The sequence below is a fragment of the Motilimonas pumila genome (assembly GCF_003596335.1).
Taxonomy (GTDB): Bacteria; Pseudomonadota; Gammaproteobacteria; order Enterobacterales; family CBDFNC01; genus Motilimonas; species Motilimonas pumila.
The window spans coordinates 67468-82543 of record NZ_QZCH01000008.1 but is presented as its reverse complement, the minus strand read 5'-3'; the positions used below and the strand labels follow the sequence as shown (position 1 = coordinate 82543).

Sequence of the window (15076 nt, the reverse complement as noted above, 5' to 3'; positions counted from 1 at the left end):
AACGTTTTAATAAGAAAACATAAATGGCTAAAAAGTCTATTTACGTCGCGTACACTGGCGGTACCATAGGCATGCAAAAGTCGCCCCAAGGCTATATCCCTGTGGCCGGTTTTATGGCGAACAGCTTGGCAAAAATGCCCGAATTTTACCGCCCGGAAATGCCCGATTTTACGGTTCATGAATACCAACCTTTAATTGACTCCTCTGATATGGACCCTTCTCATTGGCAACAAATCGCCGATGACATTGCGGCCAACTATGACGATTATGACGGCTTTGTGATACTGCACGGTACCGATACCATGGCGTTTACCGCATCCGCGTTGTCATTTATGTTTGAGAATTTAACCAAACCAGTCATCGTCACAGGCTCGCAAATTCCCCTAGCTGAGCTTCGTTCAGACGGGCAAAGTAACCTGCTCAATGCCTTGTACTTAGCAGCCAATTATCCCATTGCCGAAGTCAGTTTATTTTTTAATAACAAACTTTTTCGCGGTAATCGAACCACCAAGGTACATGCAGACGGCTTTGAAGCATTTGGCTCACCCAACCATGCGCCATTGTTGAACGTAGGGATAAATATCGAAGTCGTGAGTGCTGACTTACAACAGCCAAAAGGTACGCAGCTGCAAGTCAACACCATTACACCGCAACCTGTTGGGGTAGTCACCTTGTACCCAGGTATTGCCACCGAGGTGATTGCTAATATTTTACAACAACCAGTGAAAGCCCTTATTTTACTGAGTTATGGTGTTGGCAACGCGCCGCAAAATCCCGCTTTGCTCAGTACATTGCAGCAAGCCTACGATAATGACATTGTGATTGTGAACCTGACCCAGTGCCTCAAAGGTAAAGTTAATATGGGAGGATACGCCACCGGCAATGCGCTGGCGCAAGTTGGCGTCGTCAGTGGTCATGACATGACCACTGAAGCTGCGTTAACTAAACTTCACGCCTTATTAAGCCGAAATAATAGCCCTCAAATGATTCGTCAAAAAATGAGTCAAGATTTAAGGGGCGAACTAAGCGCGAGCTAATCTTGCTGTTTAATCTCGATTTGCTCTTTGTATTGCTGTTTAAGCTCGGCTTTGCTTTTCATGTGCAACTCGCCGCCTTGAGCCACGGTAAAGTGTTCCGGGTCCGTATTATGCTTGGCTTGCCATGCCAGAACGGCCTGTAAGCACATTTCTTTTTGCTCTTGGCTCAATGCTTGACCATCAAACCATTTACCGCTTTCTACCACTTCAACTAAACGTTGGTAGATATCTTCGGTCATGTTATTCAATAAACTGTCCATAGGTACTCCTTTTCCTGGCAGGTTAATATCATGCTAATGGCTGAGACTCAAGCAAGCACTCGAAAGAACTTACGTTCTGGGACGATAACAGCAGTTTTAAAACAAGACTACACTAACAATATATTGATAAGGTTATGATGCCAATCAAACTCAGTTTCAACCCAAGCAACTCTCAGGATAGCATGGTTAATACATTTAAATTCGCAGTGTTACTCGGCGCCACTTTACTTGCGACAGGTTGTTTCAACAAAACAACAACAAAGGCAATCTGTGAAAAGTCACCGGAGCTTTGCCAAGGGCTCAACACCGATGGTTGGTGTAAAGCTGAACGCCGCGAAGTGATTCTTAAGCGTCAGAACTATGCCAACGAGTCATCAGAGTTAAATCAGTACTACATACTGCGAAGCTTCATAGACTATAAACAGTGTATTGAAATTGCTTCCAATGTCGAACCTATCCACGCTAAACATAAAAAAACAGAGCGAGTGGAAGGCTTTATTACCGCAGTCAATGAAATTGAGCGAATCGATAAAGCCACGCAGCACTCAGAGCTGCCACAGCTTGCTTATTATCATTGGCTAGTTAATGGAGACCTCGAGGCAAAAGAGCGCTTTCTGGCCATTGAAGGCACCTCGGCGGAAAATGATCCTGAACTGACACTGGCGTTAGCGACCTATTATTTTGAACGTGACAGTGAAAAAACGATCCGCTTGTTATACAAAACGTTGCGTTTGCAAAAAGACACCTTACCCAACCCCAGTATTTATAACTCGCTGACCACTCTTTACTTAAAGACCAAGAACTATCAAGCCGCTTACATTTGGATGCAAGTAGCTCATCGCCTAGGCGAGTACCCGATAAACGAAAGCTGGATTGACCGCCAACACAAGTTTAGCCCAGAAGAAAAGGACAAACTTCAAGAAATGGCTGGAGAAGTCATTGATGATATTAAAAATTTCCAATTTCAGTCCGGCGACTACAATATGTAGCATCTGAGCAACAAGCCTTTAAGCTACCTTGCTAGCTTAAAGGCCATACGTCTAGCCAAAACAATGCCTCTGTAGACTCATACTAAGCACCGTTAGCAACCTATTGCAACAACCTTCATTGGAGCTGTGGTAACGCAGCAGGAGTAGTTCACACCTTTGCGAGCAACACAATGGCCATGCGCCATTAAACTGCGCAGGTAAAAGCTATTAAGCCTTATCGTCTTGTTGCGTAAAATCCATCGCAATCGAGTTGATACAGTACCTTTGGCCTGTCGGCGTTGGACCATCATTAAAAATGTGGCCTAAATGGGCGTCGCATTGCCGACATTGCACTTCGGTTCTCACCATGCCATGGCTGTGATCTTCCAAGTAATTGATAGCGCCTTCTACCGCATTGTCAAACGAAGGCCAACCACAGCCAGAGTCGAACTTATTTTCTGATGAAAATAATGCTGCCTCGCAACATACACAATGGTAAATACCGGTTGCACGATTGTTGAGCAAAGTACCGCTAAATGGCGCTTCTGTGCCTTTTTCACGACAAATATGGTATTGCTGAGGGGTCAGTTTTTGACGCCACTTTGCATCTTCAGACATGACTTATGCATTCCTTACACTCGGGATATTCGACATAATTTTATCAAGTTCGAGATTTTAACGTAACATTAATTGAAAAAAGTTTACATCTCTTGCCTACACGGCTTGTAAACGTTTAATGAAGGAAGAAAACCGCCACGAATTCAAGCTCAAACTTTTTTTGTGTAGTAAAAAAACTTGCAAAAAACCGCCCATTAGCTTAAATTTCCACGTAAATAATGTAATTTTACCAACACCATGTTGTAAAATAACAGAATGATAATTTTTGACTACACTAGTAATTACTTGTGCCCAAGACGCATTTGGCCCAGTAGCAACTGGTATAGATATGACAGTGTTGTGCGATTACAAAGGCTCCTTTTTGTAGTAAAGCAACACTTTCACCAGCAAAAATTTGACTTTCAGCCTGTTTTAGCGCTGATTTTTTGATTTTTGAAAGAATCTAACATCAAAGGTGTAAACTTGATAAATATCAAATTCTATCACCTATGAGTTATGTAATATCGACACAGTTTCAAGATTAAACAAACCGTAAGGATCTAAAGATGATTAAAGTAGGTATCAACGGCTTCGGTCGTATCGGCCGTTTCGTATTCCGTGCTTCTGTAGAACGTAGCGACGTAGAAGTAGTTGCAATCAACGACCTAATCGACGTTGATTACATGGCATACATGCTTAAGTACGACTCAACTCACGGTCGTTTCAACGGTACTGTTGAAGTAGTAGATGGCAACCTAGTTGTTAACGGTAAAACTGTTCGTGTAACAGCTGAGCGCAACCCAACTGAACTTAAGTGGGACGCAGTTGGTGTAGACGTAGTTGCTGAAGCAACTGGTATCTTCCTAACTGACGAAACTGCTCGTCAACACATCACTGCTGGTGCGAAGAAAGTTGTTCTAACTGGTCCTTCTAAAGACGCTACGCCTATGTTCGTAATGGGTGTTAACCAAGATACTTACGCAGGCCAAGACATCGTTTCTAACGCTTCTTGTACTACTAACTGTCTTGCTCCAGTAGCTAAAGTTCTTAACGACAAGTTCGGTATCGAGTCTGGTCTTATGACTACAGTTCACGCTACTACAGCTACTCAAAAAACTGTTGACGGTCCTTCAGCGAAAGACTGGCGCGGTGGTCGTGGTGCTTCTCAAAACATCATCCCATCTTCAACTGGTGCTGCTAAAGCAGTAGGCGTTGTTCTTCCAGAACTAAACGGCAAACTAACTGGTATGGCTTTCCGTGTACCAACTGCTAACGTTTCTGTAGTTGACCTAACAGTTAACCTAAAAGAAGCTGCTACTTACGAGCAAATCTGTGCAGCAATGAAAGAAGCTTCTGAAGGCGCACTTAAAGGCGTTCTTGGTTACACTGAAGACCAAGTTGTTTCTCAAGACTTCATCGGTGAAGTACAAACTTCTGTATTCGATGCAAAAGCTGGTGTTGCACTAACTGACAAGTTCGTTAAAGTTGTATCTTGGTACGACAACGAAATCGGTTACTCAAACAAAGTTCTTGACCTAGTTGCTCACATCTCTAAATAAGAGTTGTTGCCTTAGGTAAATAAAAACCCGCTTAGTGCGGGTTTTTTTTGCCCTAATAGCGGCTAAATTAGCCCGCTTCTCGTGTTAAAACCTGCCACCGTTTTTCGGTTAACATTTGTTGCCCTTGTATTAATTTAAGGTGCACCCTTGAGCCCGGTATTAGCGGCCCCACCCCAGCCGGCGTCCCCGTCATCACCACATCACCATCTCGCAGCGTAAGAAAGGTTTGCGCCTCGGTTAATATACTTTCTAGATTGTGGATCATTAACTGCTCAGTAGCCGCTTGCCTTAATTCACCATCAATCCAAAATTCAATCGCCAGCTCTCCTGCAGTCGGGTCAAACGGAATAAAATCGGTAAAGGCCGCGGAGCCATCAAATGCTTTCGCCCGCTCCCAAGGCAAACCTTTCGCTTTTAACTTGGCTTGAAGATCGCGCTTAGTGAGATCTAACCCCGCCGCTACCGCAACAGCTTGTTGGCCTTGTAACATAAAGCAGATTTCAGCTTCGTAATGAATAGTTGCATTCTCCTCACCATATAACTCGGACGAAATGCTTGAATTAGGTTTTAAAAAAAACACCATGTCTTTAGGCACAGGGTTGCCAAGCTCTTCTATGTGAGCGAGATAGTTTCGACCTATGCACACCAGTTTACTGGGTGATAGGTCTAATTGTTGATACTGAATATGTTGCATGATACTCCTTACCTAAGTAAATCATGATGCTTGTAACAAAATCACCGAATGGGCATTTGCCATGATATTGCCAGATAAAACCTTGCACGTTGGCGTTTGTAAGCCATGGTTAACGCTAGTATCGAATACGCAAAGCCAGGAGGGCTGGTTCACAGCTGGCAGGTGGCAATTGATTTCATATGCCGAGCCATTAAACACCAACAGGTAATGCTCTTGCTGATAGGCCAACTCAAGAATGAGGACTTGAGCGGTTTCACTTTGCCAATGATTAAGCTGCATTCGACGCCCGTCTGGGTGGTACCAGGCTACTTGCATATTACTGGCTAACCGGTAGTAATCGTCATCTTCGAGTTGTAAGCGGTTAAACAATTTTGAACGAAGGCGTAATGCTATCAACTGCTGACAAAACCGGGTTAGTTGTCTACTTTCATCGGATTCTTGCCAGTCAATCCAGCTGATGGCGCTATCTTGGCAATAAGCATTATTATTGCCAAGTTGAGTGTGCCCTCTTTCATCCCCCGCAAGAAAATGCGGTGTTCCTTGGGCTAATAATAAACACGCCAACAAATTACGCTGTGTTTGTGCTCGAGCTTGGTTCACTGCTGAGTCTAAGGTTTGCCCCTCAATACCATGGTTATTCGATAAGTTATGGCCGTGGCCATCTTGGTTGCTTTCTAGATTGGCATGATTGTGCCTAACGTCATAGCTGACCAAATCAGCCAAGGTATAACCGTCGTGATAGCAAATGTAATTGACACTGGTTTCTATGCTACGAAGGCTTTTATGAAACAAGTCACGCGAGCCTAACAAGCGAGTAGCAAATTCTGCCAACTGCTGGCCATCGCCGCGCCAAAAAGCCCGCATATTGTCACGAAATTTATCATTACACTCAAGCCAATGATGAGGAAAGTAACCCAATTGATAACCTTCAGGGCCTATGTCCCAAGGTTCAGCAATTAACCTCACTTGAGACAACACCGGATCTTGGTGCAAGACTTTGAAAAAAGCACTGAGTGGCTGAAATTGACCATTTTCTCTGGCTAAGGTCACCGCCAAATCAAATCTAAAACCATCCACTTGCATGTGCTCAACCCAATAACGTAGCGCATCTATAACTAGCTTCAGGGTCCAAGGGTTATCCAGATTGACACTGTTACCACAGCCAGTGAAATTATGATGATGAACAATGTTCTGTTGCTCATCGACATCGACACTGTAATACACTCGCTCGGCCAACCCTTTTAGGCTCAATATCGGCCCCCCGATACCTCCCTCCGCGGTATGATTAAACACAACGTCCAGTATGACCTCAATGCCCGCTTGGTGAAATTGCTGCACCATGGTTTTAAATTCAGTAACAGGATCGGCAATGGCATACCTAGGCTCAGGGCTAAAGAAGTTGACGGGGTTATAACCCCAGTAATTGCGTAAACCTAAATCAGCTAACCTTGGCTCATCCATAAAGCTCAATATCGGCATGATTTGTACAGCATTGATGCCAAGTTGCTTGAAATACGCAAGGTTGACAGGGTGACTGAGGCCGAGGTAAGTGCCTCGTAAAGCTACTGGTATGGCGGGGTTGAGCCAACTGAAACCTTTCACATGCAGCTCATAAATGATCAGGTTGTGAGCTTGGTGGTTCGGTTTATTCACCCCTTGCCAATCAAAACTATCATCCACCACCACTGACTTAGCGATAAAGTCTGTGCTGGCTTGCTGATACGCTTCGCCATTCCAGTGCTGCGCTTTACTTAAGCACTTGGCGTAGGGGTCAATCAAATAGTAAGGGCGGCCTTGCTGATACACTAAAAAGGCGTAACGTTGTCCGGCGCAGATGCCATCAATAAAACAAGTATGGTAATTGCCCACCTTGTCTAATAGCCGAAAGCGTTGAATTTCTACTTCGTTGTGGTCAAACAACATCAGCCAAATTTCGGTATCAGCTTGACAGTACACCGAAAAATTACAGCCAGACGACATCAGTTGAGCCCCAAGGGGCTCTGGCCTGCCACTGCGTAATACGTAAGGCCCCACAGGGGGCGTATTCACAGTGACACGCTCAGTCATCAGTGCCTAGCCTTTTTTACGCAGATAAAGTGTCGACAAAGGTGGCAAGTTCAAACGTATAGAATGAGACTGCCCTTGATGGGCGATTTTCTCACTCACAAAGTGGCTGCCCGCTTCAAAGTTACTGCCCCAGTAAAACTCACTGTCACTGTTAATCAAGATCTCATATTCCCCCGCTTCTGGCACCCCTAAGCGATATTCCTGACGAGGAATTGGTGTGAAGTTAGCCGCGACCACTACTTGACGCGTTTTATCCACGTTTTGACGAATAAAGGCATACACCGAATTTTCGCCGTCTTCATGATCTAACCAAACGAACCCTTGTGGCAGGTAGTCAGCTTCAAATAATGCCGGCTCTGATTTGTACAGATGACCTAAGTCTTTGAACAACAACTGATGGCCTTTGTGTTTGTCGTATTCCAGCAACCACCAGTCCAGTTGACTGTTATGGTTCCATTCTCCTGCTTGCGCAATTTCATTGCCCATAAAGTTAAGCTTCTTGCCTGGGTGAGCAAACATAAAGCCCATGTAAGCTCGAAGGTTGGCCGCCGCTTGCCATTCATCACCCGGCATCTTGCCTAAAATAGAATTCTTACCATGAACAACCTCATCATGGGACAAAGGAAGAATGAAATGCTCGTTGTAGTGATACACCATAGAGAATGTCAGTTCATTATGATGATACTTGCGATACATAGGATCGGTCGACATATACTCTAGTGAGTCATGCATCCAGCCCATATTCCATTTAAAGCCAAACCCTAACCCCCCTTCGAAAGTCGGCTTAGACACGCCAGCAAACGCCGTCGACTCTTCGGCAATGGTCATCGCATGAGGATGCTTCTGATAGACTTCTTCATTAAACCAACGCAGTAAACTGATCGCCTCATAGTTATGGTTTCCACCATCAACGTTTGGCACCCACTCTCCTTCTTCGCGAGAATAATCCCAGTACAGCATCGAAGCAACGGCATCCACCCGAAGACCGTCAACGTGAAACTTATCCAGCCAAAATAAAGCACTTGCTACCAAGAACTGGCGTACAGAGTCATTACCGAAGTCGTAAATGTATGAATTCCAATCAGGGTGCCAACCACGGCGCGGATCCTCATACTCGTACAATGGTGTGCCGTCAAAACGGGCTAAACCGTGAGGGTCCGAAGGGAAATGCGCCGGCACCCAATCCACAATCACGCCAATACCGTGCTGATGACATTGGTCCACTAAGTGTTTAAAGCCATTTGGATCGCCAAATCTGCTGGTCGGCGCATACAAGCCTACTGGCTGATAGCCCCAAGAGCCGTCAAAAGGAAACTCAGAAACCGGCATCACTTCAATATGGGTGTAGCCCATTTCTTGTACGTAAGCGATAAGTTCTACCGCCAGTTCTTCATAACTGAGAAAACGCTCTTTCCCCGCTTCTTTCTTACGACGCCAAGAGCCAAGGTGAACCTCATAAATGTTCATCGCAGCAAAACGTTTATCGCCCTGCTGTGAGAGTTGCCATTGTTTGTCGTTCCATTGGTAATCGTCGTGGTCAAATACAATCGACGCATGAGAAGGATATTGGTCAGCATAAAAGCCCACCGGATCCGCTTTATGGGGCAAGCGGTTACCCATAGGGTCTTTCAATTCAAACTTATATTTGGTGCCTGCCATCAGTTCTGGCACAAACAATACCCAATGGCCGCAAAGGCTGCGCTGCATAGGATGGCGACGCCCATCCCAGTGGTTAAAGTCGCCAATCAAACTCACACTCGATGCGCTAGGTGCAAATACCGCAAAGCGGGTTCCACTGACTTTCACGCCATCGACTTCAACCGTGGTCAATTGCGCGCCAAGCACTTGATACAAATTCTCAGGTTGATGCGTCATTTCCGCTAAACCGTCGAATGCGGGTTCACGAAATTGATAAGGGTCGGTGAGGTTATCTGCGCCAACTTGATACTGCACTAACAAACGGTAATTAAAGCTCTCTTTGGCTTGAGGAAAGCTGGCTTCGAATAAGCCCGCCTCAGACACTTTCTTCATACTCGCGAGCTCTTTACCATCAGCTAAGCTAACCACAGTGACGGTTACAGCGTCAGGTAACCATGCAGTCAGCTTATGGCCTTTAGTGCAAGGTTGCAGGCCTAGCTTTTCAAATGGTTGATTTAATCTCGCACCCTGTAATACCTCAACTAACTCGTGATCTTGAAAGCTGTCAGCCACAGTATTTTTGGTTGCTTTGGCTCTTGGCTTTACGCTTTTGGTGCTGGTCGGTTTTTTATTCATGGGACTCTCTAATGCTTATACCTATTCGTAACTTATTATTTTGCTGCTTGGTTGCGCGCAGCACTGATTTGTTGGGTCAGCTCAGAAATATGTTGCTGAGAGAATAAATCGGATAGCGTTGTGCTTAATTTACGGCGCCAGTTAGGATACTCATCACTGGTTCCGGGCACATTCACCGGCTTCTCCATTTCCAAGAAGTCCTCGAGTTGCAAGCTCAGTAATGCAGAGTTGGTTTGTGCCATATGCTGTTGAATGCCAAAACTTAAGCCTCGGTCCATACCTACTACATCGACGCTCTCTGAGATGCAGTCAGGGATAGAGTGGTGGCCATGTAAGCTGTTAAGCATTTGCTGTTTAGCCTGATGGCGGTCAGCCATTAACTCATCAACCAGTGCTTGATCTTTATATAGACCTAAGGTTAAACCCAGTTTCAAGTCTTCACAGTGCCAAAAGCCGGTAAGGGTTGGCATATCATGGGTTACCACTGTCGCCATCGCTTGCGTAGGATAATGGCTCGGAGAGATAAAGCCGCCGTCTTCGGCCACTTCAAAACAAAATACACGGTAAGAATAGACCCCAGCATCTTTGAGCAGCACATCCATACCATCAGGTACCGTACCTAAGTCTTCCCCTATGATTAAGCACTGCTGACGTTGGCTCTCTAGCGCTAAAATAGCCAGCATAAACTCCACCGGGTAATACACATATACACCACTGTCAGCTGAGTCACCTGCCGGTACCCACCACAGTCGCAACAATGCCATCACGTGGTCAATGCGCAACGCGCCGCACGCTTTCATATTCGCCTGTAATAGGTTGATATATGCTTGGAAGCCATTTTCTACTAGCTTTGCAGGATCAAGGGGTGGTAAGCCCCAGTTTTGTCCTAAAGGCCCTAAAATATCAGGCGGCGCGCCTACGGTAGCTTGCGAGCAATAATCAGATTTATTAGCCCAAATTTCGCAACCGCCAGAAGCAACGCCAACCGCAAGGTCGCGGTAAATGCCGATTTCCATTCCTAACTGTTTGGCTTTTGCGTCCGCGTCATTAAGCTGTTCATCAGCCAACCACTGTAAATACGCCCAAAATTGCACCGCATCTTTATTTGCTTTGAGCCACTTTTTTACGTGAGGACTGGCGAAATCTTGCCATTCCTCGGCCCATACAGGCCAGCCCCAAGCGTGCGGGTCTTGGGCGATTAAATGTTCGTGTATCGCATCAAAGCCGGCTTGTTGCTGCAAAGCATCTCCGTGCTGCTTGACGAATGCTTTAAAACTTTTGACCCGTGCAGACTTGCCTTTTAATTTCGGTTTAAAGCTTTCATAGGCCAACTTAAGCGCACTCAGTTTGAGTCGGTTTACCGTGCTGTAATCAACATTTTCTGCCGCTCTGGCCATGGCCAAGTCGCGTTGAAAATCTTCACTGTGGTAAAGAGCCTGTGCGTCTTCACTGCTACTGAACTCTTCCACCTGATTGACATCAATGTAAATGATATTGAGCCATTCACGAGAAGAAGGACTATATGGACTGGCATTCTCTGGCATCATGGGATACAAAGAATGAATGGGGTTTAGACCAACAAAATCGCCGCCTTGGCCTTTGATGCCCGCGAGCAACTCAGGTAAGTCACCAAAGTCACCAATGCCCCAGTTATTTTCACTGCGTACGCCATAAAGCTGCACGCTGACACCCCAAACCTTCTTACCTTGTTGAATACTCGTTGGCGTAAAACAAGCGCGTGGGGCTACAATCAAGCGGCTACTGGCGAGCGGCTCCTCTAGGTGTTTTTCAAACAATATTAAGTCGTGATAACCCGCCTTAAGCTCAATCGGTAAGGTGATTAGATAAGCTTGGAATTCCACCTCGTTAATATGTTCAATGGCTTGCAGCTCACCCTCTATGGGGGTGATTTGGCCTTTAATGATTTCTCCAGTTTCTGTATTAACCTGAAACGACACTGGGTCGTTAACAAAGTCTATCGGTAACCTGAGTTCAAGTTGCACCGGCTCGTCAAGGTAAGCCAAAGTGCTCGCAGACAATCCAGCCATCCAATATTGCTTTAGGGCTTGTTCCACTTGCGCGGGCAAAGCTTGCTCAGACGTATCACAGCCCATGGCTTGTAAAATGGTCGAGACCACTTTTGGGGAAACTTGTGCTTCATTACCCCAAGCGTCTATGTAATTGGCGTCAATACCTTTAATGTGAGCGAGAGAGGAAAGTAAGGTGTCAGACATGATGATCCTATTAGTTATAAGATGTTAAGACGACCACAGTTATAGTCGTAATAGATTTATCTATTATTACGGTCAAGCATAAAACATTCTGTGCTATCGCATCAGCTTTTTACCTTAAAAACTACTGATAGTTATCAAAAAAAACACTATCAGCATGATAAATTGATACTGAGCAATTTTTAGTGCTTAAAACTGTCGTGAAGAAACCTGTTTTTACTATTCATATCCATAATAGTTTAAACTGCTCAGCAGACAAGATCCGATAATAATTAACTTTATTAATAGAGGCATTATGATTGAGCATTTAGGTTTGACCGAGCACACTCGCGTTTCTGACACCACTAAAATTATGGTAGACGATCAAGGCGTTGAATTTGTTTTGGTTGAAAACGCATTTAGCCAAGCTTGTTTTACGCTGCACGGCGCGCACCTTATCCATTTTCAACAAGCAGCTAAAGCGCCGCTAATTTGGCTAAGTAAAACTGCCATATTTGATAATAAAAAAGCGATCCGTGGCGGTGTACCAATTTGCTGGCCTTGGTTTGGCGCGGCACCCGCGAGCTTTGGAGCCAACTTACCGTCGCACGGTTTTGCCCGGAACAGCCTTTGGCAGTTGGCGGAAACTAAAGAAGTGGATGGTGCCACGCAAATCAGCTTTAAATTAACCGATACAAAAGCAAGCTTGGAACTTTGGCCTCATCAATTTGAACTCACGCTTGTGGCAACCGTAGGCGAAGCAATAGACCTGCGTTTGATTACTCATAACCAGAGCGAAAAGCCGGCCCCTTATCTCGCAGCTTTGCATACTTACCTAAATATTTCTGCGCCAGAACACGCTAAAGTGACAGGTCTGGGCTCGCAATACCTCGACAGCTTAGCAGGTAAACAGCAAAAAGCTTCTACTGGCACCTTGAGCATCGATGGCGCCATTGACTCACTCTACACACAAGCGGAGCCAAGTTTAACGCTTAGCGATCAAGGCTTGCAGCGAGAGGTTGCCATTCACAACGAGGGTAACGACACAGTTGTGGTATGGACGCCATGGATTGAAGGCGCAGCAGCAATGGCAGACATGCCTGATGATGGTTACCAAACCATGTTATGCGTGGAGTCAGCAATCACTCAGCAAGCGGTGATCATCGCCCCCGGCGAAAGCCACACCTTGAGTACCCGAATTGGTTAGTAACTAATGTAAATTAGCGATAAAAAAAAGAGGCGAAAGCCTCTTTTTTTGTTCTGGAGCAGTGATTGCACGCGGTTATTTATTGGCCGCAAACTGCAACATGCGATCCAGCGGGATCATGGCTTGCTTGGCCAGTTCAGGGTCAACGAATACCTCATGACCCGTTGCATCTAATAAAGCGCTTTCAATCGCTTGTAAGCCATTCATCGCCATCCAAGGACAGTGAGCACATGACTTACACGTTGCGCCGCTGCCTGCGGTGGGCGCTTCAATCATTTCTTTATCTGGACAAGCTTGCTGCATCTTGTAAAAAATACCGCGATCAGTTGCCACAATAAGCTGTTTATTAGGTAAGGTTTGCGCCGCTTTAATCAGCTGGCTGGTAGAGCCAACAGCATCGGCTAGCTCAACAATGTTCGCAGGTGATTCAGGGTGAACCAACACCGCGGCATCAGGGTAAACCGCTTTCATGTCTTTTAACGCTTTGGCTTTAAACTCATCGTGCACGATACAAGCGCCTTGCCACATCAGCATCTCTGCGCCAGTTTGCTTTTCAATGTAAGAGCCTAAGTGGCGATCGGGTCCCCAAATAATAGGCTTATCTTCACTGTCTAAGTGCTCTACGATATCCAATGCAATAGCAGAGGTGACAACCCAGTCAGCGCGAGCCTTAACCGCCGCAGAAGTATTGGCATACACCACCACTGTGTGGTCAGGGTGTTGGTCACAAAAAGCCGAAAACTCTTCTACCGGACAACCTAAGTCCAACGAACAAGTAGCCTCTAAGGTAGGCATCAATACGGTTTTATTTGGGGTTAAAATTTTAGCTGTCTCCCCCATGAACTTCACCCCAGCAATGATCAAGGTCTTGGCACTATGGTCTCTACCAAAACGGGCCATTTCAAGGGAGTCAGCCACGTAACCGCCTGTTTCTTCAGCCAGTGCTTGAATCTCAGGGTCCGTGTAATAATGAGCCACCAACACTGCATCTTTTTCAATTAAAAGCTGCTTAATTCGCGCTTTATATTGCGCCTTTTCGTCCTCATTAAGAGGGGTAGGCTTAGGAGGAAAAGGGTAATCCGATTCAATGATTGCTTGTTCTATTTGGCTCATGTGTCTTCCAGAAGGTGCCGCTTAACTGTGGCGTATTATACACCCGAGGTGATTAAAATCCATGCCGCTAAAAACGAAAAAACCTCGCTATTGCGAGGTTCTTAAGATGGTGGGTTGTGAAGGATTTGAACCTTCGACCAATTGATTAAAAGTCAACTGCTCTACCAACTGAGCTAACAACCCACATGGTTACCGAAATAACCGCCTAGTACTAACCGCTGAGAAGTTCTCAAAGCCACCTAGGCAACGGCGGCTTATAATACGGATTTAATGATTCAGTGCAACTTAAAAATGTGTTTTTTTTTCCGTTTGCTTAGATAACCGTCAATTCATTCAGAATATGTCGATTTATCCATCAAATCACTGTAAAGAAGACAATCTTGGCTGCGCAAGCTTGGCTGGCGAAGAGCCAGGATATGATGAAATCACTTCATTATATCTTTGTTTCGCTTCTTCATTTTTACCGAAGTACTCAGAGATCATACCGGATTTTAACAAGGCTTCGGCGCGTTTATTTGATTTAGCGTAATCATTCGCCACTATATCAAACTCTTTTTTTGCTTCTTCGCGCTGTCCCGCATTAAACAATAACTGCCCTAACCAATAATGCGCATTCGCCGCATAACTGGAATCTGGGTAGGTTTCGATAAAGGACTTAAATGCAGTGATTGCTTGCGAGTATTGTTTGTCTTGCAATACCAGCTTCACTGCCGCTTCATACGCGGCTTTTTCACCTTCAGGGGCAACCGGTGTGGACGCATCAGCTTTTGGCGCTACCGCAACAGGTGCCGCTTTAGTTTTTGCATCCAACTCTTGATAAATCTCACGCTGGCGCGTTTGAATTTGCTCAATCTGGCGGTTTTGTCGCTCCATATTGCCGTTCAAGCTGTTGACGTCTTGCTGCAGTTCATCCAGCCGTTGCTGAATATCAAACTGCACTTGGTTGCGGGCCTCAAGCATGCGCTCTAAAGTCGCAACTCTCGTGGCTAAATCGCCCCCCGTTGCATCTGACACCGGCGCCGCCGCAAAACTTGAAAAGCTAGAGCTAAGAACGGCCATCGAAATGGCCGTTTTAATTATAGTGTGCATA

Annotated in this window: 12 protein-coding genes and 1 tRNA gene; 4 read left to right on the top strand and 9 right to left on the bottom strand. The window is 45.5% G+C overall.

Annotated elements, in window-relative coordinates; genetic code table 11:
* The first annotated feature begins 23 nt into the window (after positions 1-23).
* Positions 24-1037, top strand: a complete 1014-nt coding sequence (ansA, locus tag D1Z90_RS08120) for an asparaginase (protein ID WP_119910258.1) — start codon at positions 24-26, stop codon at positions 1035-1037.
* Here ansA and D1Z90_RS08115 read toward each other — a convergent pair.
* Positions 1034-1297: a YeaC family protein gene (locus D1Z90_RS08115; RefSeq protein WP_119910257.1), complete on the bottom strand. Its 264-nt coding sequence runs from the start codon at positions 1295-1297 to the stop codon at positions 1034-1036. The genes ansA and D1Z90_RS08115 overlap by 4 nt on opposite strands.
* 182 nt (positions 1298-1479) lie before the next feature.
* Between D1Z90_RS08115 and D1Z90_RS08110 the strand changes: the two genes are divergently transcribed.
* Positions 1480-2286 carry a DUF2989 domain-containing protein gene (locus D1Z90_RS08110; protein WP_158587085.1) on the top strand — a complete coding sequence of 269 codons (807 nt, stop codon included), beginning with the start codon at positions 1480-1482 and terminating at the stop codon, positions 2284-2286.
* Positions 2287-2493: 207 nt separating this feature from the next.
* On the opposite strand, the gene msrB is transcribed toward D1Z90_RS08110, so the two are convergent.
* Positions 2494-2883: a peptide-methionine (R)-S-oxide reductase MsrB gene (gene msrB, locus D1Z90_RS08105; protein ID WP_119910255.1), complete on the bottom strand. Its 390-nt coding sequence runs from the start codon at positions 2881-2883 to the stop codon at positions 2494-2496.
* A 545-nt stretch (positions 2884-3428) separates the two neighbouring features.
* Between msrB and gap the strand changes: the two genes are divergently transcribed.
* On the top strand, positions 3429-4421 hold the full coding sequence (gene gap, locus D1Z90_RS08100; protein WP_119910254.1) for a type I glyceraldehyde-3-phosphate dehydrogenase: 993 nt from the start codon (positions 3429-3431) through the stop codon (positions 4419-4421).
* A gap of 67 nt (positions 4422-4488) precedes the next feature.
* On the opposite strand, the gene D1Z90_RS08095 is transcribed toward gap, so the two are convergent.
* From D1Z90_RS08095 to malQ, 4 genes are read right to left on the bottom strand one after another with little or no spacing between them, the layout of a single operon-like run.
* Entirely contained in the window at positions 4489-5115 is a 627-nt protein-coding gene (locus tag D1Z90_RS08095; protein ID WP_119910253.1) for a fumarylacetoacetate hydrolase family protein, read from the bottom strand.
* Between the two features lie 21 nt (positions 5116-5136).
* Positions 5137-7182, bottom strand: a complete 2046-nt coding sequence (gene glgX / locus D1Z90_RS08090) for a glycogen debranching protein GlgX (protein ID WP_119910252.1) — start codon at positions 7180-7182, stop codon at positions 5137-5139.
* A 6-nt stretch (positions 7183-7188) separates the two neighbouring features.
* Positions 7189-9456 (bottom strand): 1,4-alpha-glucan branching protein GlgB, encoded by a 2268-nt coding sequence (gene glgB, locus D1Z90_RS08085; protein ID WP_119910251.1) that lies wholly within the window; start codon positions 9454-9456, stop codon positions 7189-7191.
* A gap of 35 nt (positions 9457-9491) precedes the next feature.
* Positions 9492-11690, bottom strand: coding sequence for a 4-alpha-glucanotransferase (gene malQ, locus D1Z90_RS08080; protein WP_119910250.1), 2199 nt, complete (start codon positions 11688-11690; stop codon positions 9492-9494).
* A 292-nt stretch (positions 11691-11982) separates the two neighbouring features.
* Here malQ and D1Z90_RS08075 point away from each other — a divergent pair, with 292 nt between their 5' ends.
* A complete protein-coding gene (locus D1Z90_RS08075) occupies positions 11983-12873 on the top strand; it encodes a D-hexose-6-phosphate mutarotase (RefSeq protein ID WP_119910249.1) in 891 nt (296 codons plus the stop codon).
* Between the two features lie 75 nt (positions 12874-12948).
* On the opposite strand, the gene nadA is transcribed toward D1Z90_RS08075, so the two are convergent.
* The 3 genes from nadA to ybgF form a co-directional block, all read right to left on the bottom strand.
* A complete protein-coding gene (gene nadA, locus D1Z90_RS08070; protein ID WP_119910248.1) occupies positions 12949-13986 on the bottom strand; it encodes a quinolinate synthase NadA in 1038 nt (345 codons plus the stop codon).
* 107 nt (positions 13987-14093) lie between these two features.
* A tRNA-Lys gene (locus D1Z90_RS08065) sits at positions 14094-14169 on the bottom strand.
* A gap of 177 nt (positions 14170-14346) precedes the next feature.
* A complete protein-coding gene (gene ybgF / locus D1Z90_RS08060) occupies positions 14347-15075 on the bottom strand; it encodes a tol-pal system protein YbgF (protein WP_119910247.1) in 729 nt (242 codons plus the stop codon).
* Position 15076 lies beyond the last annotated feature (1 nt).